Source organism: Amycolatopsis sp. CA-230715, from assembly GCF_018736145.1.
Taxonomy (GTDB): domain Bacteria; phylum Actinomycetota; class Actinomycetes; order Mycobacteriales; family Pseudonocardiaceae; genus Amycolatopsis.
Genome location: NZ_CP059997.1, coordinates 6620181 through 6637536 on the forward strand (window position 1 = coordinate 6620181; position 17356 = coordinate 6637536).

General features: G+C 69.2%; 15 protein-coding genes. 7 read left to right on the plus strand and 8 right to left on the minus strand.

Going from position 1 to position 17356, the window contains the following annotated elements; translation table 11 throughout:
• The first annotated feature begins 4 nt into the window (after window positions 1-4).
• Window positions 5-2155: an ATP-dependent DNA helicase RecG gene (gene recG / locus HUW46_RS31550; protein ID WP_215542408.1), complete on the plus strand. Its 2151-nt coding sequence runs from the start codon at window positions 5-7 to the stop codon at window positions 2153-2155.
• A gap of 61 nt (window positions 2156-2216) precedes the next feature.
• On the opposite strand, the gene HUW46_RS31555 is transcribed toward recG, so the two are convergent.
• On the minus strand, window positions 2217-2831 hold the full coding sequence (locus HUW46_RS31555; protein WP_254125072.1) for a TetR/AcrR family transcriptional regulator: 615 nt from the start codon (window positions 2829-2831) through the stop codon (window positions 2217-2219).
• Window positions 2832-2949: 118 nt separating this feature from the next.
• On the opposite strand from HUW46_RS31555, the gene HUW46_RS31560 reads away from it, so the two are divergent.
• The 3 genes from HUW46_RS31560 to HUW46_RS31570 all read left to right on the plus strand — a co-directional run bounded on the left by HUW46_RS31560 (window position 2950) and on the right by HUW46_RS31570 (window position 7828).
• Window positions 2950-3252 (plus strand): hypothetical protein, encoded by a 303-nt coding sequence (locus HUW46_RS31560; protein ID WP_254125074.1) that lies wholly within the window; start codon window positions 2950-2952, stop codon window positions 3250-3252.
• 159 nt (window positions 3253-3411) lie between these two features.
• Complete coding sequence (locus HUW46_RS31565) at window positions 3412-4341, plus strand: S8 family peptidase (protein WP_215542410.1); 930 nt, start codon at window positions 3412-3414, stop codon at window positions 4339-4341.
• 112 nt (window positions 4342-4453) lie between these two features.
• Window positions 4454-7828, plus strand: coding sequence for a pyruvate carboxylase (locus HUW46_RS31570; protein WP_215542411.1), 3375 nt, complete (start codon window positions 4454-4456; stop codon window positions 7826-7828).
• A 71-nt stretch (window positions 7829-7899) separates the two neighbouring features.
• Here the strand turns inward: HUW46_RS31570 and HUW46_RS31575 are convergent, their stop codons facing one another.
• From HUW46_RS31575 to HUW46_RS31585, 3 genes are all read right to left on the minus strand, one after another.
• The gene (locus HUW46_RS31575; protein WP_215542412.1) at window positions 7900-8550 is read right to left on the minus strand and encodes a VC0807 family protein; all 651 of its coding nucleotides are present in this window, start codon (window positions 8548-8550) and stop codon (window positions 7900-7902) included.
• Complete coding sequence (locus HUW46_RS31580; RefSeq protein WP_215542413.1) at window positions 8547-9668, minus strand: FAD-dependent oxidoreductase; 1122 nt, start codon at window positions 9666-9668, stop codon at window positions 8547-8549. The genes HUW46_RS31575 and HUW46_RS31580 overlap by 4 nt, the downstream gene beginning before the upstream one ends.
• Before the next feature lie 76 nt (window positions 9669-9744).
• Window positions 9745-10221 carry a MarR family winged helix-turn-helix transcriptional regulator gene (locus HUW46_RS31585; protein WP_215542414.1) on the minus strand — a complete coding sequence of 159 codons (477 nt, stop codon included), beginning with the start codon at window positions 10219-10221 and terminating at the stop codon, window positions 9745-9747.
• 94 nt (window positions 10222-10315) lie between these two features.
• Between HUW46_RS31585 and HUW46_RS31590 the strand changes: the two genes are divergently transcribed.
• Complete coding sequence (locus HUW46_RS31590) at window positions 10316-11152, plus strand: arginase family protein (protein WP_215542415.1); 837 nt, start codon at window positions 10316-10318, stop codon at window positions 11150-11152.
• Window positions 11153-11354: 202 nt separating this feature from the next.
• The gene (locus HUW46_RS31595; protein ID WP_215542416.1) at window positions 11355-12638 is read left to right on the plus strand and encodes a helix-turn-helix domain-containing protein; all 1284 of its coding nucleotides are present in this window, start codon (window positions 11355-11357) and stop codon (window positions 12636-12638) included.
• A 4-nt stretch (window positions 12639-12642) separates the two neighbouring features.
• Here the strand turns inward: HUW46_RS31595 and HUW46_RS31600 are convergent, their stop codons facing one another.
• The 3 genes from HUW46_RS31600 to HUW46_RS31610 form a co-directional block, all read right to left on the minus strand.
• Entirely contained in the window at window positions 12643-13986 is a 1344-nt protein-coding gene (locus tag HUW46_RS31600) for a hypothetical protein (RefSeq protein WP_215542417.1), read from the minus strand.
• A 16-nt stretch (window positions 13987-14002) separates the two neighbouring features.
• Window positions 14003-14614, minus strand: coding sequence for a DUF6801 domain-containing protein (locus tag HUW46_RS31605; RefSeq protein WP_215542418.1), 612 nt, complete (start codon window positions 14612-14614; stop codon window positions 14003-14005).
• A gap of 63 nt (window positions 14615-14677) precedes the next feature.
• Window positions 14678-15289: a DUF6801 domain-containing protein gene (locus HUW46_RS31610; protein WP_215542419.1), complete on the minus strand. Its 612-nt coding sequence runs from the start codon at window positions 15287-15289 to the stop codon at window positions 14678-14680.
• A gap of 377 nt (window positions 15290-15666) precedes the next feature.
• Here HUW46_RS31610 and HUW46_RS31615 point away from each other — a divergent pair, with 377 nt between their 5' ends.
• Window positions 15667-16611: an RCC1 domain-containing protein gene (locus HUW46_RS31615; RefSeq protein WP_215542420.1), complete on the plus strand. Its 945-nt coding sequence runs from the start codon at window positions 15667-15669 to the stop codon at window positions 16609-16611.
• Window positions 16612-16655: 44 nt separating this feature from the next.
• Here HUW46_RS31615 and HUW46_RS31620 read toward each other — a convergent pair whose 3' ends face one another.
• Window positions 16656-17321 carry a hypothetical protein gene (locus HUW46_RS31620; RefSeq protein WP_215542421.1) on the minus strand — a complete coding sequence of 222 codons (666 nt, stop codon included), beginning with the start codon at window positions 17319-17321 and terminating at the stop codon, window positions 16656-16658.
• Window positions 17322-17356: the final 35 nt, after the last annotated feature.

The following is a 17356-nucleotide window of genomic DNA, read 5'->3' on the forward strand; positions in this document are numbered from 1 at the left end:
GGACATGATCGGGCTGCGGGAAGACCTGACGAAGGTGCTCGGCGCCAAGACGGCCAAGGCGCTGGCCTCGGCGCTGAAGATCGAGACCGTGAGCGATCTCGTGCGCCACTACCCGCGCCGGTACGCCGAGCGCGGCGAGCTGACCGACATCGCCGGCCTCGAGGTCGGCGAGCACGCCACGGTGATGGCGCGCATCGAGTCGGTGAACAAGCGCCGGATGCGCGCGAAGCACGGCACCATCCTCGAAGTGGTGATCACCGACGGGCAGCGCCGCCTGCAGATCGCGTTCTTCAACCAGGCGTGGCGGGAAAAGGACCTGGTGATCGGGAAGACCGGCCTGTTCGCGGGCAAGGTCAACCAGTTCCGCGACAAGCTGCAGCTGGCCAATCCCGAGTACGAGCTGTTCGACTCGCTCGAACATTCCTCTGTGGACAGTTTCCTGGCGGAGATCATCCCGGTCTACCCCGCGGCGCAGGGCATGCCGAGCTGGGTGATCGCGAACTGCGTCCGCCAGGTGCTCGACATGCTCGACGTCGTCGACGATCCGATGCCGATGGAACTGCTGGCCATGAACGGGTTCGCCGGGCTCGAAGACGCGTTGCGCAACATCCACCGGCCGTCGGGGTGGGGCGCGCTGGAGAACGCGCGCAAGCGGTTGAAGTGGGACGAAGCGATGGCGGTGCAGCTGATCTTCGCGCAGCGCCGGTCCTCGATGGTTTCCCGGCCCGCGCGCGCGTGCACGCCTCGTGAGGACGGGATCCGCGCCGAATTCGACAAGCGCCTCCCCTTCGAGCTGACGGCGGGCCAGCGCGAAGTCGGCGAGGCCATCGCGAGCGATCTTTCCGGTGTGCACCCGATGAACCGGCTGCTGCAGGGCGAGGTCGGCAGCGGTAAGACGATCGTGGCGCTGCGGGCGATGCTGCAGGTGGTGGACGCGGGACGGCAGGCGGCGATGCTCGCGCCGACCGAGGTGCTCGCCGCGCAGCACGCCAGGTCGCTGCGGGAGATGCTGGGCGATCTCGCGCAGGCGGGCGAACTCGGCGGCGCCGAAAACGCCACTCGCGTCACGCTGCTCACCGGGTCGATGGGCGCGAAGGAGCGCAAGCAGGCGCTGCTCGACGCGGCCAGCGGCGCCGCCGGGATCGTGGTGGGCACGCACGCGCTCATCCAGGACACGGTTTCCTTCGCCGACCTGGGTTTCGTCGTCGTGGACGAGCAGCACCGGTTCGGCGTCGAACAGCGGGACGCGCTGCGTTCGCGCGGCGCGGACGACACGTCGCCGCACGTGCTGGTGATGACCGCGACGCCGATTCCGCGCACGGTGGCCATGACCGTCTACGGCGACCTCGAAATCTCCGCGCTGCGCGAAATGCCGGTGGGCCGCTCGCCGATCGCGACGACCGTGGTGCCGGTGGCGGAGAAGCCCGCGTGGCTGGACAGGGTGTGGCAGCGGGTCGTCGAAGAGGTCGGCAAGGGGCACCAGGCGTACGTGGTGTGCCCGCGGATCGGCGACGAGCCGCCGTCGGACAAGAGCGACAAGCGCCCGCCGCTCGCCGTGCTCGAACTGGCCGAAGAGCTGCAGGCGGGCCCGCTCGCGAGCCTGAAGCTCGGCGTCCTGCACGGCCGGATGCCGTCCGATGAGAAGGACGCGGTGATGCGCGAATTCACCGCGGGCAGGCTCGACGTGCTGGTGGCCACCACGGTGATCGAGGTCGGCGTGAACGTCCCGAACGCGACCGCGATGGTGATCATGGACGCGGAACGGTTCGGCGTGAGCCAGCTGCACCAGCTCCGCGGCCGCGTCGGCCGTGGCAAGGTGCCCGGCCTGTGCCTGCTGGTGACCGAAGCACTCGACGGCACCACCACCCGCGAACGGCTCGCCGCCGTCGAGTCCACAACGGACGGTTTCGAACTGTCCAGATTGGACCTGGAGATCCGCCGCGAAGGCGACATCCTCGGCGCCAGCCAGTCCGGTAAGCGGTCGAGCCTGAAGCTGCTTTCCCTGCTGCGCGACGAAGAAGTGATCGTGCACGCGCGGGAAACGGCGCAACAGGTCGTCGGCGAAGACCCTTCACTCGCCAAATACCCCGGCCTAGCCACCCTAGCCGCCGACGTAGTCGACGCCGACCGAGTCGACTACCTAGAAAAAACCTAAGTTCGCGCCCCGGCTCGCGATGCCCCGAAGGTGACTTTCAGGGCATCTACGTCCCCGAAGGTCACCTTCGGGGCATGCCTCCGGCGAACGCGCCCGCCTTCGCCGCGACCACGGCCACGCGCGCGGCGTTGTCGGCCACCGAATCGTCCACGGCCTCCCTGGACACGAACAACCGGTAGAACACCGGCGCCGTCGCCGCACGAACCACCTCGACGGCATCGATGTCGGCAGGAACCTCCCCACGCGCGACCGCACGCTCCACCACGACAGCGCACCGCGCATGCCGATCCTCGTAATAGGCGCGCAACGACTCGGCCGCCCGCTCGGACAAGAACGCCGCGGAAATCGACGCCATCGGCAACGCGGACAAGGAAGGCTCCGTGAAGTACCGCACCAGCTCGCGCCCGATCCCCGCGAGATCCCCTTGCAACGACCCGGTATCCGGCGGCGTCCACTCGCTCTCGGCCCCCATCGCGAGCGCCGCCGCGACCAACCCCTCCGCCGACGCCCACCTCCGGTACACCGTCGTCTTGTGCACCCCGGACCGCGCCGCCACCGCCTCCACGGTCAACCCCGCGTACCCGCGCTCCGCCAACTCGTCGAGCGTCGCCATCAACACGGCCACCCTGGTGCGCTCGGTCCGCCCACCCGGCCGCTGCGTCCCCGGCTCACTCAACTGCCACTCCCGTCGCATTAGGGGACCCCAGTGTGCCACTCGCGGCATCCTCTGGCGGTGCCAGAACGCACCAGTGCTCCCGGGGCTCCCGGTGGTGATCCGGGTTAGGCTTGCCGTCATGGTGGAAGCGAACCTCGAGCAGCGGGTAGCCGCGTTGGAGGAACAGGTACGGGTGCTCACGGGCAAGATCGCGGAGGTGCGCGAGGACGCGGCCGCTGCGCGCGTGCTGGCGAAGGGCGCCGACCGGGACGTTGCCGAGTTCCGCACCGTCCAGCGTAGCCATACCGACTTGCTGAACGCGATGCGCGAGGACCTGACGGACTTCCGTGGTGAGGTTCGGGCGGGGTTCGCTGCGCAGACGCAGGGAATGGAGCGAATCGTGCAACTCCTGACCGAGCGCGGGTCCGAGGCTACCGAGTAGTCACGAGGTCCCACGACCCTCTTGTTCGTTGGTCGGTCGAAGCGTCGAAAGCGGCCGAATGGTGGTTCCCCACCAGCTCTGGTACCGGTTGGTTGGGTTATGACGAACGACCCGAAGGTGGGATTGTTCGGGCACCGATCGAGGGGAACGCTGTCGACCATGAAAATTCGCTGGTCAGGCCCGATACTCGCGGCCGCACTCGTCATGCTCGCGACGCCCGCCTACGCGGATGGCGGCGAGCAGCCGAATCCGCCCAACGCGGGGCTCGACCGGATCGACCAGCGCACCGGGTTGGATCACGTGTACCACTACGAAACGACCGCGGACCAGGTCACGGCGTACGTGATCGACACCGGGGTCGACGCCGCGAACCCGGATTTCGAGGGCAGGGTCGAGAAGGGCAAGGACTTCGTCGACGGTGACGACGACGCCGCCGACGGCAACGGGCACGGCACCCATCTGGCCGGGATCATCGGCGGCAAGGACTTCGGGGTCGCCAAGAAGGTGAAGATCGTTCCGGTCCGGGTGCTCGACAACACTGGCAGCGGCGCGACGAACAACATCCTCTCCGGTATCAACTGGGTGACGCAGAACGCCAGGCAGCCCGCGGTCGCGATCATGGGTATCGGGGGCGCGCCCAACCAGCAGCTCGACGAGGCGGTCCGCGCGCTGGCCGCGGTGGTGCCGGTGGCGGTGCCCGCGGGTGGCGAGGGCGTCGACGCTGGCGGGTTCTCCCCGGCAAGGGAGCCCTCGGCGCTGACCGTCGGCGCGTCGGACAACACCGATCGGGTGGCACCGAACAGCAACACCGGCGCGGTGGTCGACCTGTTCGCACCCGGGGTGGACATCCCGGGGCCCGCGGCGACCGGGATCGGCTCCGGTCCGATGTCCGGCACCTCGATGTCCGCCGCGTTCGTCACGGGCGCGGCCGCGCTCTACCGGGGGCTGCATCCCGAGGCGAGCGCGCCCGACACCGCGGCGGCGCTGGTGGCCAACGCCACGAAGGACGTGCTGAACCCCGTGCCGCAGGGCACCGGGAACCGCCTGCTGTACACCCTGACGCCGCAGCCCGCAGCGCAGACCCCGTAAGGGGCAACCCCACCCCGGAATGATGTCCATCACCTGGTACTGAACTCCCGGGCAGCGAGACAATCAGGGTACCGTGCCTGCACCTACCGATCCGAAACCGGAAGGACCGGGCATGTTCCGCAAGGTGCTGGTCGCCAACCGCGGCGAGATCGCGATCCGTGCGTTCCGCGCGGGTTACGAGCTCGGCGCGGGCACGGTGGCCGTGTTCCCGCACGAAGACCGCAACTCACTGCATCGCCTCAAGGCCGACGAGGCCCACGAGATCGGCGAGCCGGGCCATCCGGTCCGCGCCTACCTCTCGGTCTCCGAGATCGTGAAGGCGGCCAAGAAAGCAGGCGCCGACGCGGTCTACCCGGGGTACGGGTTCCTCTCCGAGAACCCCGACCTCGCGCGCGCGTGCGAAGAAGCGGGCATCACGTTCGTCGGCCCCAGCGCCGAGATCCTGGAGCTGACCGGCAACAAGGCACGTGCGGTCGCCGCGGCGAAGGCGGCGGGGGTCCCGGTGCTCGGCTCGTCGGAGCCGTCGACCGATGTGGACGCGCTGGTCGAGGCCGCGGGCGAAATCGGGTTCCCGGTGTTCGTCAAGGCCGTCGCCGGCGGTGGCGGGCGAGGCATGCGGCGCGTCGAGGACCCGAAGGCGCTGCGCGAGTCCATCGAGGCGGCCGCGCGCGAAGCGGAGTCGGCTTTCGGTGACGCCACGGTGTTCCTGGAGAAGGCCGTGGTGGAGCCGCGGCACATCGAGGTGCAGATCCTCGCCGACGGCGCGGGCAACGTCATCCACCTCTACGAGCGCGACTGCTCGGTGCAGCGGCGGCACCAGAAGGTCGTCGAGCTGGCGCCAGCGCCGAACCTCGACCCCGCGCTGCGCGACCGGATCTGCGCCGACGCGGTCGCGTTCGCGCGCAAGATCGGCTACCGCAACGCGGGCACCGTCGAGTTCCTGCTCGACCGCGAGGGCAACCACGTCTTCATCGAGATGAACCCGCGCATCCAGGTCGAGCACACGGTGACCGAGGAGGTCACCGACGTCGACCTGGTGCAGTCGCAGCTGCGGATCGCGGCCGGGGAGACGCTCGACGACCTCGGCCTCTCGCAGGACAAGGTGTACCTGCGCGGCGCCGCGCTGCAGTGCCGCATCACGACCGAGGATCCCGCCAACGGGTTCCGGCCCGACACCGGCATGATCAGCGCGTACCGCTCGCCCGGTGGCTCTGGCATCCGGCTCGACGGCGGTACCGCGTTCTCCGGCACCGAGATCAGCGCGCACTTCGACTCGCTGCTGGTCAAGCTGAGCTGCCGCGGCCGCGACTTCAAGACCGCGGTCGGGCGCGCGCGCCGGGCGGTCGCCGAGTTCCGGATCCGCGGCGTGGCCACGAACATCCCGTTCCTGCAGGCGGTGCTCGACGACGAGGACTTCCGCAACGGCAACGTCACCACGTCGTTCATCGAGCAGCGCCCGCACCTGCTCACCGCGCGGCATTCCGCCGACCGCGGGACCAGGCTGCTGACCTACCTCGCCGACGTGACGGTGAACCGCCCGCACGGTGAGCGGCCGCGGCTGATCAGCCCGCTCGCGAAGCTGCCGAAGCTGCCGGAGAGCGAGCCTCCCGCGGGCTCGAAGCAGAAGCTCACCGAACTGGGGCCCGAGGGTTTCGCGCGCTGGCTGCGCGAATCGCCCACGATCGGCGTCACCGACACGACCTTCCGCGACGCGCACCAGTCGCTGCTGGCGACCAGGGTGCGCACGAAGGACCTCCTCGCGGTCGCGCCCGTGGTGGCGCACACCGTGCCGCAACTGCTCTCGGTCGAGTGCTGGGGCGGCGCGACCTACGACGTCGCGCTGCGCTTCCTCGCCGAGGACCCGTGGGACCGGCTCGCCGCACTGCGGGAGGCGATCCCCAACATCTGCCTGCAGATGCTGCTGCGCGGCCGCAACACAGTTGGCTACACGCCCTACCCGACCGAGGTCACCAGCGCCTTCGTCGAAGAGGCCACGAAGACCGGGATCGACATCTTCCGGATCTTCGACGCGCTCAACGACGTCGAGCAGATGCGGCCCGCGATCGAGGCGGTCCGGGAAACCGGGTCGGCGGTGGCCGAGGTCGCGCTGTGCTACACCTCGGACCTGTCGGACCCGGGGGAGAAGCTCTACACGCTCGACTACTACCTCAAGCTCGCCGAGCAGATCGTCGGCGCCGGCGCGCACGTACTGGCCATCAAGGACATGGCGGGCCTGCTGCGGGCGCCCGCCGCGGTGAAGCTGGTTTCCGCGCTGCGCAAGGAGTTCGACCTCCCGGTGCACATCCACACGCACGACACCGCCGGTGGCCAGCTGGCCACTTACCTCGCCGCGGTGCAGGCGGGCGCGGACGCGGTGGACGGCGCGGTGGCGTCGATGGCGGGCACGACTTCGCAGCCCTCGTTGTCCGCGATCGTGGCCGCGACCGACCACTCCGACCGGCCGACCGGGCTCGACCTGCAGGCGATCGGCGATCTCGAACCGTACTGGGAGATCGTGCGGAAGATCTACGCGCCGTTCGAGGCGGGGCTCGCCTCGCCGACCGGCCGCGTCTACCACCACGAGATCCCCGGCGGTCAGCTCTCGAACCTCCGCACGCAGGCGATCGCGCTCGGCCTCGGCGACCGGTTCGAGGAGATCGAGGCGATGTACGCCGCCGCCGACCGGATCCTCGGGCACCTCGTGAAGGTCACGCCTTCGTCCAAAGTGGTCGGTGACCTCGCGCTGCACCTCGTCGGCGCTGGCGTGTCACCGGCGGACTTCGAGGCGGACCCCGCGAAGTTCGACATCCCGGACTCGGTGATCGGGTTCCTCCGCGGCGAGCTCGGCGACCCGCCGGGCGGGTGGCCGGAACCGTTCCGCACCAAGGCGCTCGAAGGCCGTGCCGACGCGAAGCCGATCGCCGAACTGTCCACAGAGGACCACGACGCGCTACAGACCGACCGGCGCGCCACGCTCAACCGGTTGCTGTTCCCCGGCCCGACGAAGGAGTACGAGACCCACCGTGCCGCCTACGGCGACACGAGTGTGTTGCCCAGCAAGGACTTCTTCTACGGCCTGCGACCGGGCGAGGAGTACTCGGTCGATCTCGAACCCGGCGTCCGCCTGCTGATCGAGCTGGAAGCCATCGGTGAAGCGGATGAGCGCGGCATGCGCACCGTCATGTCCTCTTTGAACGGTCAACTGCGACCGATCCAGGTTCGTGACACCTCGATCGCCTCCGACATCCCGGCGACGGAGAAGGCGGACAAGGCGAACCCGAAGCAGGTGGCCGCGCCGTTCGCGGGCGTGGTGACGCTGCAGGTGGCCGAGGGCGACGAGGTCGAGTCCGGTGCCACGGTCGCCACCATCGAGGCGATGAAGATGGAAGCCGCCATCACCGCCCCGACCGGCGGGAAGATCGGCCGCCTCGCCATCAACGCCGTGCAGCAGGTCGAAGGCGGCGACCTCCTGGTCGTCCTGGAGTAACCCCTGAAGGTGGCTTTCGGGGCATGGAGCGCCCCGAAAGCCACCTTCGGGGCATCGTGGACCCCGGTCGATCAGCGGATCGCCGGGTCGAGGTGGGATTCGACGAGGGGCCGTAGCGGGCGCATGCGGGCGCGGGTGTAGCCGACCGCCAGCACGAGCAGCACGATGAGCGGCGCCTGCGACAGCAGGAACGACTGGTCGATCTCCTGCGCGCTGTAGCTGAGCACGATGATCGTGCGCAGCACCGCGTCGGCGAGGAAAGCCGCCGCCCACACTGCGGTCACCCCGCGCACGGTGCCGCGGAACCGCGCCGAGCGGTCCCACGCCCGCTCGTACGCGGCGAGCATCGCGGGATCTCCCTTGGTGGCGAACGGTTTCCCCGACTCGTACACCAGCGGTTTGCCCGCGAAGCAGGTCACCAGCGCGTAGATCCCGGCGACGCCGATCAGGAAACCGGGTTTGAGCAGGATGATCCTCGGGTCGTCGGTGACCACCAGCAGCACGAGCGAGAGCGCCAGCTCGATCAGGATCAGCAGCCCGAAGGCGTCGATCTTCCGCGCTCGCACGGTGTTGACGATCGTGGCGACGCCGGTGGCCATGCCCGAGATCGCCAGCGCCCAGATCTCGGCGACCCCGAAAACCTTGCTGAGCAGGAAATAACCGCCGATCGGCACCACGAGATCGAGGAGCAGTGGCAGGGTGGCGCGCAGTTTCGGGCTCATGACGGGACTCCTGGGACGAGCGAGCGCGCGGCGGCGGCCGAGGTTTCGACGGCTTCGAACGCGTATTCGCGCATTTCCTCCTCGTAGGCCGCGATCGCGGGCACGAGTTCCGATTCGCCGCGGTCGACGGCGGCCAGTGCGCGGGTGAGCAGCGCGGCATCGCGCAGCGCGGTGTTCGCGCCGACGCCGCCCGCCGGGCTCATCGCGTGGATCGCGTCGCCGAGCGCGGTCAGCCGCCCGCTCGGCCACGGCCCGACGCGGGTGGAGGTGCGGATCGTGATCGGGAAGGTCGCCCCGACCTCCGCGCTCGCCACGATGTCGCGCAGCGCCGGATCCCAGTCCCGCACGACGTCGAGCGCGTGCCGGTGCAGCTCGGCGGCGTCCTCCGGCAGGTCGTCGGTGGTGATCAGCGCCCACATCAGGTACCCGTCGACCGGGTCGAGCGCCACGCCGGTGTCCAGCTCGGCGATCGGGTGCCGCGGGTCGTAGGCCGCGAACACCAGTGTCGACCCGGCCGGGCCGAGCGCGGCGGTGAACGCGGTCCGCTCGTTCGCCCGCAACGGGGAGCGCCCGTAGACGCACCGGAGCCCGGTGTCGGCGACCTCGGCTGCCGGTGCGATCGCGGCCCGCAGCGCCGATCCGACGCCGTCCGCGGCCACCAGCACGTCACCGTCCACATGCGACCCGTCGGCGAGCAGCGCGCGGATGCCGTCTTCCCGTTCCTCGGCACCGGTGACCCGCGAGCCGAACCGGACCGGCAGGCCGTCGAGCAGGATCTGCCGCAGCGTCTGCCGGTTCACCGCGGTGTGCCGGACCGGGCCGTCGTGCGGCGGCAGGTCGATCACGTGCAGTTCGGTGCCGTGGTGGTCGAGCGTGACGATCCGGCGCGCGCCCGCCTTCGTCGACGTCGCCTGGTAGAGGTCGAACAGCCCCGGGGTCAGGACCTGGTTCAGCGCGGCGCCACCGTTGTCGTCGATGTGGATCCGGTACCCCTGACCGCGGATCGCGGGCGACGGGTCGCGTTCGAGGACGGTCACCTCGATCCCGTTGCGCCGCAAGCCCTGTGCGAGGGCGAGGCCGCCGATACCCCCACCGGCGACGATCACGTGCATACTCATGCGATCGCCTCGCTTCGCGAGACAGCGTCCGATCCCTTTTGGCGCATGATGTCTTCGATTCGCTCGCAAGCGTCGCTCATGACTTCCCCTTTTTCTGCCAGCGCCGTCCGCCCGGGGTTGCTTCCCTGGCCTTCGTCGCGGCGATGGACTCTTCGAACTTGGTCAGCAGCGACCCGAACTGCCGGACCTCCTCGGCGTCCCACGATTCGAGGAAGTCCGCGAACCGGTCCAAGCCGAGCGCGGTAAGCCTGCGTACCTCTTCCCAGCCCGCGTCGGTCAGCGAGATCAGGCACGAGCGCCGGTCGTCGGGATCGGGGTCGACGTTGACGTGGCCCGCGTCCTCCAGCACGCGGGTGGACCTGGCGATCGAGGACTGGTGCAGCTCCAGGTCGGAGGCGATTTCCGACGGCCTGACCTTGCCCTTGATCCCGGCCTCGCGCAGGATCGCGATCTTGGTCGGGTCGAAGTTGCGCGCCTGCGCCCGGCGCATCCCCTCGGCGATGCGGGTGAGCGGGTAGACGATCCGTTCCAGGTCCTCGTTGCTCGGCCTCATGGACGACACCGTAGATCTATTTGCGCGACGCAAACAAGTGGTTGGCGAGAAAATCAGGGATGACCCCGAGGCTTCTCAGGGCTACGTTGGGCCGATGCTCATCAACGCCGTGCCGCAGCGCCTCGGTTCGCTCGTCCCGAACTCCGCCGGGCTCCCCGGCGGATGCCGCGCACTCGCGAGCTTCGCGGGTGAGGTGCTCGGGCAGGACGTGCACGAGGTGCCGATCGCGGGCACGGAATCGTCCACTGTGGACGGAATCGCGCACAGGGAAGCGCTGGTCGCCGACCGCGCGCCGCAGCTCCTCGCGCTCGAAGCGCCGGAAGGTCCGGTGCTCACCGTCGGCGGCGACTGCGGGGTCGAGCACGTGCCGCTCGGCGTCGCCCGGTTCCGGTACGGCGCGGGCCTCGGCGTGCTGTGGCTCGACGCGCACCCCGACCTGAACACCGCCGAGTCGTCGCCGTCGGGTGCGTTCCACGGCATGGTGCTGCGGTCCGCCTTCGGCGACGGTGACCCCGAGTTCGCGGCCAGCCCGGCGCTCACCCCGGGACGTGCCGTTCTCGCCGGCACCCGCTCCTTCGACGACGGCGAGCGCGCCGCCGTGGACGACGGGCTCGTGGTGCTGGCCGAGTCCGCCGATCCGGAAACCGTGCTGGCCGCGCTCGCCGCGACCGGGGCCGACCGCCTGTACCTGCACCTCGACCTCGACGTGCTCGATCCCACCGAGTTCGCCGCGCTCAACTACCCGGTGGCGGGCGGGCTCACGATCTCCGCGCTCACCCGGCTGCTCGCCGCGCTCGGCGACATCCCGGTCATCGGCGCGGGCATCACCGAATGCGTCGCGGCGGACCGGGCGGAAGTGGTCGCGCTCCGTCCCGTGCTGACCGAGATCGGCAGGCTGCTCGACGATGCGGCATCCGGTCCCCCTGGGTGACGGCCTTTCGGACCAGCCGCCGGGATAGTTGTCATCCGAGCGCCGCGAAGCCGGGTGATTTTGTCACGACCGGACAAGAAATCGGTTTCTTGTGCGGGAAGTGACACATTCGTGGCTAGTTTTCCGATGTGTTCGGTGTCACCCCGGTGAGCATCGGGGCGGCCGCGCTGGGGCGGCTGGGACATCGAGGCGAGGAGTTTTCGTGGGCCTGGAGCGAGGGATCGACGAAACGCGGACACCCGGCCCCCTTCCCCGCAAGCTCGCCGATCTGCTGCGGCCCGAACTCGGCAGCCTCGCCGACGAGATCGTCGAGGAGATCCGCTCGACGATCCCCGCCTACGCGCGCCCGCTCGACGGCCCCTACGGCAAGGCGATCAGGGCGGGCGTGCAGTACGCGATCACGTTGTTCGTCGAACAGATCGCCGATCCGAGCGTGTCCAAGGAGGATTCGCACGACGTGCACCACCGGCTCGGCCAGTACGAGATGCGCGCGGGCCGGAGCCTGGACACCCTGCAGGCCGCTTACCGCGTCGGCGCGCGGGTTTCGTGGCGGCGGATCATGCGCGTCGGGCGGCGCAGCGGGCTTTCCTCGGCCGTCATGTCCCAGCTCGCCGACGCGATGCTCGCGTTCATGGACGAGCTGGCCTCGGTCGCGCTCGACGGCTACCTGGAGGCGAAGGCGAGCACCGCGGACGCGCTCGACACCTGGCGAAGACGGCTGCTGCAGCTGGTCCTCGAGGTCCCGCCGGTGCCGGCGAAGGCGATCGCCGAACTGGCGCACCTGATTGGCTGGGAGGTCCCTGCCGAGGTCACGCTCGTCGCGGTGCGGCCGCTGCCCGGTACTCCGCACGTGCCGGCGCGCTCGCTGCTCGACTCGGACGTACTGGCCGAATTGGACGGTGCCGAGCCGCACCTGCTCGTTCCCGGTGAGATCACGCCGTCGAGGGTGGCGTCGTTGCAGATGATGCTGCCGCGCTGCTGCCTCGCGATCGGCGCGCGCGTGCCGCTGGCCGCTGCGGGCGATTCGCTGCGCTGGGCGCGCCGCACGCTCGCGCTCGCCGAGTCCGGGGTCATCGCCCAGGCCGCGGTGCTGCGCAGCGAAGAGCACCTCGCGACGGTGCTGCTGCACGGCGACGAACTGCTGGTGAACCACTTGCGCGCCAAGCTGTTCGCGCCGCTGGCCGGTCTCACCGCGAAGCAGCGCGACCGGATGATGGAGACCCTGCGCGCCTGGCTGGACAGCCAGGGGAACGTCGTCGACATCGCCGAGCGGCTCGACGTGCACCCGCAGACCGTCCGCTACCGGATGCGCCAGCTGCAGGCGACCTTCGGCGCGAAACTGGAGGACCCGGCCGCCCGGTTCGAAATGGAACTGATCCTGCGCGCGGATTCGACCAGCGCACCGGCACCCGTGCAGCGCGGCAGTTCGTGGGACGGCTACCGGATCGCCGACCTGCTCCCGAGCCGCACGGAACCCGCCAGATAACCGCTCAGCACTTCGGCGCGTCGGGATTCGGCGGCAGGCTGAGTCCCCTGCCCGCGATGCAGATCTGGTTGTCAGGGCCCGAGTTGAGGCCGCTGATCAACGGGCTGAGCGGTTCGGTCCGGCCGCAGCCGGTGAACTCCGGGAGGGTGAACCCGCGGTACTTGGGGTCCTTGGCCTTCGGGTCCGTGTAGAGGATGCCTCCCTCGACCGCGTCCCACTGGGTGCTCATGAGGTCGATCGAGGCCGGTGTCGCGGTGCGGCAATCCGGGCCGACGTCCAGCGGCACCCCGTTCACCTTCACGTTCTTGATGCGGACGAAGTTCTCGAGATGCGCGGTCACGTCTTTTTCCCGGAGGATGACCGAGATGGGCACCATCTTGTTGTCTCCGGCGAAGTCCACCGGCAGGAGTTCGACGTCCGCACTGGTCGGGACGAAGTCGAAGCCGAGCAGGTTCGCCTTCAGCGTCGGGAAGAGCACGTCTCCGTTCTCGGTCAGGGGAAGTCCCAACTCGAGCGGCTGACCGAGCACGCCGTTGACCATCACGGTCTCGATGTTCAGCCGGGTTTTCGCCTTCTTCACGGTGGAATAGCCGTTGACCTTCAACGGTTCGAGTCCGATGTAGAGGTAGCGAGGATCGCCCAGTGCCTGCGCGATGGTGCCCGGGCCCGGATTCTGCTTGCCCGCGGGCGGTTTCGGGGACTCGGGCAGCTTGCCGTCGGTGGTGCGGACGAGAACCGAGGTGAGTGCGGCGGGATGGTCCGCGGTGCAGGTGAAAGTGGCTTCCGCCGTGCCGGAGCCGATGGTGATGACCGGCGCGCCCAGGTCCAGCGAGATGGCGCCCGTCGCGGCACCGGTGGTGATGGTCGCACTTCCCCTCGCGGTGAACGCGGTGTCTCCTGCCGAATTCACCGCGGTGTCGCCAATGGACAGTTTCACCGGGGTGGTCCCGCGCTTGCCCGTCATGGTCGCGCCGATGTCGATCGTGGCCGAGCCGCGTGCGGTGACCACAGTGGACGGTTCGCCGCTCGTGCCCGTCGGCGGTGGTGTCGTGGGGACGGCATCGCGGGCCAGTGCGAAGCTGAGCGCCAGGTCGCCCAGTTTCACCGGTTCGCCCGCGCCGATGGTGGTCGGCACGGTCGCGGTGATCTCTGCGGGGAGCTTCTGGACGGTTTTGCCCTCGCCGGAGGTGCAGGCGTACTCGGTCTTGACGACCACCTGATGCTGCCCCGAGTCGCTGGCCGGTTTCGGCGGGCTCGCACCGGCCGCGGCGCCCGCGGCCAGCGCCAACCCGCCGACTCCCGCGGTGAACGCGGTCAGTGCCCTGCCGAACCGGCGACGAGATCTCATCTGCACTTCCTGACGATCATGGCTTGATGGTGATCTTCGGCGAGAAGTCCGGTGCGCCCGACTTGATCGTGCACTTGAACTCCCACCGCGTTACCCCGCCCATGGTCTTCACGAACTCGACGGGCAGCGTGACGGGAGCGCCGGAGGTGGCCGACACCCGCAGCTCGGCCTGAGTACCAGGCGCTCCGGTCACGGTGAAGGCCGGAAGTGCCGCACCTACGTCGTCGATGGTGAAGAAGGGCTCAGGGGGAGGAGCGAAGTAGGGCTGGGTCGGGATGCGGAGTCCGCTGAGGACAGCAGAGGTGGGGCTGAGCCCGACAGCGGTCACCGGCACGTTCGCAGCCCCCTGGATCCCGCTGTAGCCCCAGTTGTGGAACGCGTTGACGAGGGCAGGCCCCATCGACGCGGTCGCCTTCGCCGCGGCCGGGGTGATGACGTCCCCGGCCGAGACCTTGTCCGGGGCATCGAACTGCATCTTGTACGCCACGGGCTGGTTTCCGAGAAGGGGGAAGAGGCAGGTGAGGGTGATGTCTCCGGTCTGGTAGGTGGTCGTGGTGGCGGCCGACGCCGTTCCCGCGACGCTCGTGCCGATCGCCGCGACGATCACGGCGATGGTTCTCCCCAGCATGCTTCCTCCCCTTGGGCGCACGGAAGCCCCGGCCGGTGGTCACCCACCGGCCGGGGCGCCGGATCAGCTGATGGTGACGTTCGGCGAGAACGCCGGGGTGCCGGACTTGATCGTGCACTTCATCGTCCACGGGGTCGATCCGCCCGCGGTCTTCAGCAGTTCGATCGGGGCGTTGAACGTGCCGGACAGCGTGACGCTGGCCTGCGTGCCCGAAGCACCGGTCACCGTGAAGGCCGGGATGGTGGCGCCGGTGTCGTTGATGTTGACGTCGATCGCGCCGCCAGGCGGGTAGGTCTGGGTCGGGATGTTCAGGTTGCTCAGGCTCGCCGGGCTCGGGCTGAGGCCGACGTTGGTGACCTGTGCGTCCGCGTGGCCCTGCACGCCGTTGTAGCCGAGGTTGGTCAGGGTGTTGTGCAGTGCGGCGGAAATCGTCGCGGTGGCCTTGACGCTGGCCGGCGTGATGACGTCCCCGGTCGCGACCGCGTCCGGCGCGTCGAACTGCGCCTTCAGCAGCACCGGCTGGTTTCCGATGAGGGGGAAGCTGCAGCTGAGGTTGGTGTCCCCGGTCTTGTAGGTGATGGTGGTGGCGGCCGAAGCCGTGCCAACGACGCTCATGCTGACCGCGGCCGCGACCGCGGCGGTCACGGTGATGGCCCTGCCCAGTTTGCGCGACATACTTGCAATCTCCTTTGACGCTAAGCCGTCTCGACTTGGTATATCAACTTCGCCGTGCATCGAAGTGCATTCCGTATACGGACGAAATGAGCGCGTGGCGCGCTGTCCGCCGTGGCGCGAACGGGCACCCGGCGGGGTCAACTCTCCCCAATCGGCCGACACTTCGCCGATGGTCGCTATGTTACTTACCAGTTGGGTAAGGGACAAGATGATGTCGATACGTCTTTCGGGGCGGCCTCCTGTGTACTCCCTTTTTGCACAAAGGTCTCCGTGGTTCTGTCGGAAGTTGACAAAAAATTGATCGAATATCCGGGGAGTGAGCGGTCGAGGGTTACCATCCGGCGCGGATATCCCCGCCGGAGTTGGAGGGCGAACGAATGAGGAAACGGATCTTTCGCGGGTGGTCCGCGGCGGCGCTCGCCGTGCTGGCCGTGACCGCCGCGACGCCGCCTGCCGCGGCCACCACTACGGGGCCCGTTACACAGTGGGGACTGGAGGTGTTCGACCTTCCCTCGGTGCCCGCGGCAGCGGCTTCCGGGGTTTCGCAGATCTCCGCGGGCGGGATCAACGCGCTGGCGCTGAAGAACGGCGGCGTGATCGTGTGGGGGGACAACCAGTACGGGCAGCTGACCGTCCCAACCGGACTCGACACCGGTGTTTCGGCCATCGCGTCCGGATGGGGCCACGAGCTGGCGCTGAAGGCGGGACGCGTGCACGCGTGGGGAAATTCCTGGTACGGCCAGACCGCCGTGCCCGCGGCGGCGACCTCCGGGGTCACCGCGATCGCCACGGATGTGTTCCACAGCCTCGCGCTCAAGCAGAACGGCCAGGTGCTCAGCTGGGGTTCGCGAACCGACGTGCCCGCCGCCGCGCAGTCCGGGGTGTCGGCGATCTCCGCTGGCGGGGACCACAGCCTCGCGCTGAAGAACGGCGCGGTCCTCGCGTGGGGCGGGAACCGGTACGGGCAGAGCACCGTGCCCACGGCGGCGACCTCGGGGGTGACCGCGATCGCTGCGGGCTACCAGCACAGCCTCGCGATCAAGAACGGTGCCGTCCTCGCCTGGGGAGACGACCAGTGGGGGCAGACGGATGTGCCGCCAGGGCTGGGATCCGGTGTCGTCGGGATCGACAGCGGCGGCAACTTCAGCGTGGCGTGGAAGGCCGATGGCACCTACTACGCGTGGGGGTTCGACGACCGCGGCTCGGTGAGCAACTCGCCGGGGTGCGACATCAGCCCGCAGGACGGGTGCCGGATGACCCCGGGCATGCTCGCGATTTCGGCGGGGCAGCAGCAGATCGTGGCGCTGCAGGCCGCCGCGTGAACACCGTGCGGTGCGCCGGGGACCGGCGCACCGCACCGCGTGGTTCAGTTCTGGTTGGACACCAGGTCGAGTGAGATCGTGTTGCCCGGCCCGGAAACCAGCGCGCCGAGCGCGAGATCGGCGATGAAGCAGTCCTTGAAGGACGGAATGGTGTAGCTGCCGGTCACCGTGATCTTGGGATCGGTGAACACGTCGACGTTCTTCGCGGACAGGTCGAGGTTGATCGGGCTGACCGTCTTGCAGCTGCTCGGTACCGTCGGCAGCGGGAAGATCGGCACGATCGGGCCAGCCCAGATGTCGCTGATCTCCATGTTGGCCTGCGCGTGGGTGTTCAGGTCGCCGTTCTTGAGCGTGCCGGTGACCTGGCCGACCGGGACCACCTTCACGGTGGCCTTGATCCGGAACAGCCCCGCCACCAACGAGATGTCGGCCTTCGAGGTGGGCAGCGACAGGTCGCCCCTGATCCCGAGGCTCGTCTCGGTCACGATGAGCGCTCCGTCGAGCTTGCCCGGCCCGAGCTTCATCGCGCTGCCGGTCTTCTTGACCACGGTCGACCCGGTCACCGCGAACGAAACCGGGAATTCGACCGGGTCGTCGGCGGCGGCGGGAACCGCGGCCAGCGCGCTGGTGGCGATCGTGGCCGCCGCGGTGAGCGCGGCCAGCCTGCCCATTCTCTTCCGGTTACCCTCGGTGCGGAGACGGCGTATCATCGCAATTCTCTCCTTCGGTTTTCTCGCCATTGAGA

Bases quoted from the DNA above. Each gene is read 5' to 3' on its own strand.
- recG (WP_215542408.1), top strand. From the start codon at position 5: ATGATCGGGCTGCGGGAAGACCTGACGAAGGTGCTCGGCGCCAAGACG.
- HUW46_RS31560 (WP_254125074.1), top strand. From the start codon at position 2,950: ATGGTGGAAGCGAACCTCGAGCAGCGGGTAGCCGCGTTGGAGGAACAG.
- HUW46_RS31565 (WP_215542410.1), top strand. From the start codon at position 3,412: ATGAAAATTCGCTGGTCAGGCCCGATACTCGCGGCCGCACTCGTCATG.
- HUW46_RS31570 (WP_215542411.1), top strand. From the start codon at position 4,454: ATGTTCCGCAAGGTGCTGGTCGCCAACCGCGGCGAGATCGCGATCCGT.
- HUW46_RS31575 (WP_215542412.1), bottom strand. From the start codon at position 8,550: ATGAGCCCGAAACTGCGCGCCACCCTGCCACTGCTCCTCGATCTCGTG.
- HUW46_RS31580 (WP_215542413.1), bottom strand. From the start codon at position 9,668: ATGAGTATGCACGTGATCGTCGCCGGTGGGGGTATCGGCGGCCTCGCC.
- HUW46_RS31585 (WP_215542414.1), bottom strand. From the start codon at position 10,221: ATGAGGCCGAGCAACGAGGACCTGGAACGGATCGTCTACCCGCTCACC.
- HUW46_RS31590 (WP_215542415.1), top strand. From the start codon at position 10,316: ATGCTCATCAACGCCGTGCCGCAGCGCCTCGGTTCGCTCGTCCCGAAC.
- HUW46_RS31600 (WP_215542417.1), bottom strand. From the start codon at position 13,986: ATGAGATCTCGTCGCCGGTTCGGCAGGGCACTGACCGCGTTCACCGCG.
- HUW46_RS31605 (WP_215542418.1), bottom strand. From the start codon at position 14,614: ATGCTGGGGAGAACCATCGCCGTGATCGTCGCGGCGATCGGCACGAGC.
- HUW46_RS31610 (WP_215542419.1), bottom strand. From the start codon at position 15,289: ATGTCGCGCAAACTGGGCAGGGCCATCACCGTGACCGCCGCGGTCGCG.
- HUW46_RS31615 (WP_215542420.1), top strand. From the start codon at position 15,667: ATGAGGAAACGGATCTTTCGCGGGTGGTCCGCGGCGGCGCTCGCCGTG.
- HUW46_RS31620 (WP_215542421.1), bottom strand. From the start codon at position 17,321: ATGATACGCCGTCTCCGCACCGAGGGTAACCGGAAGAGAATGGGCAGG.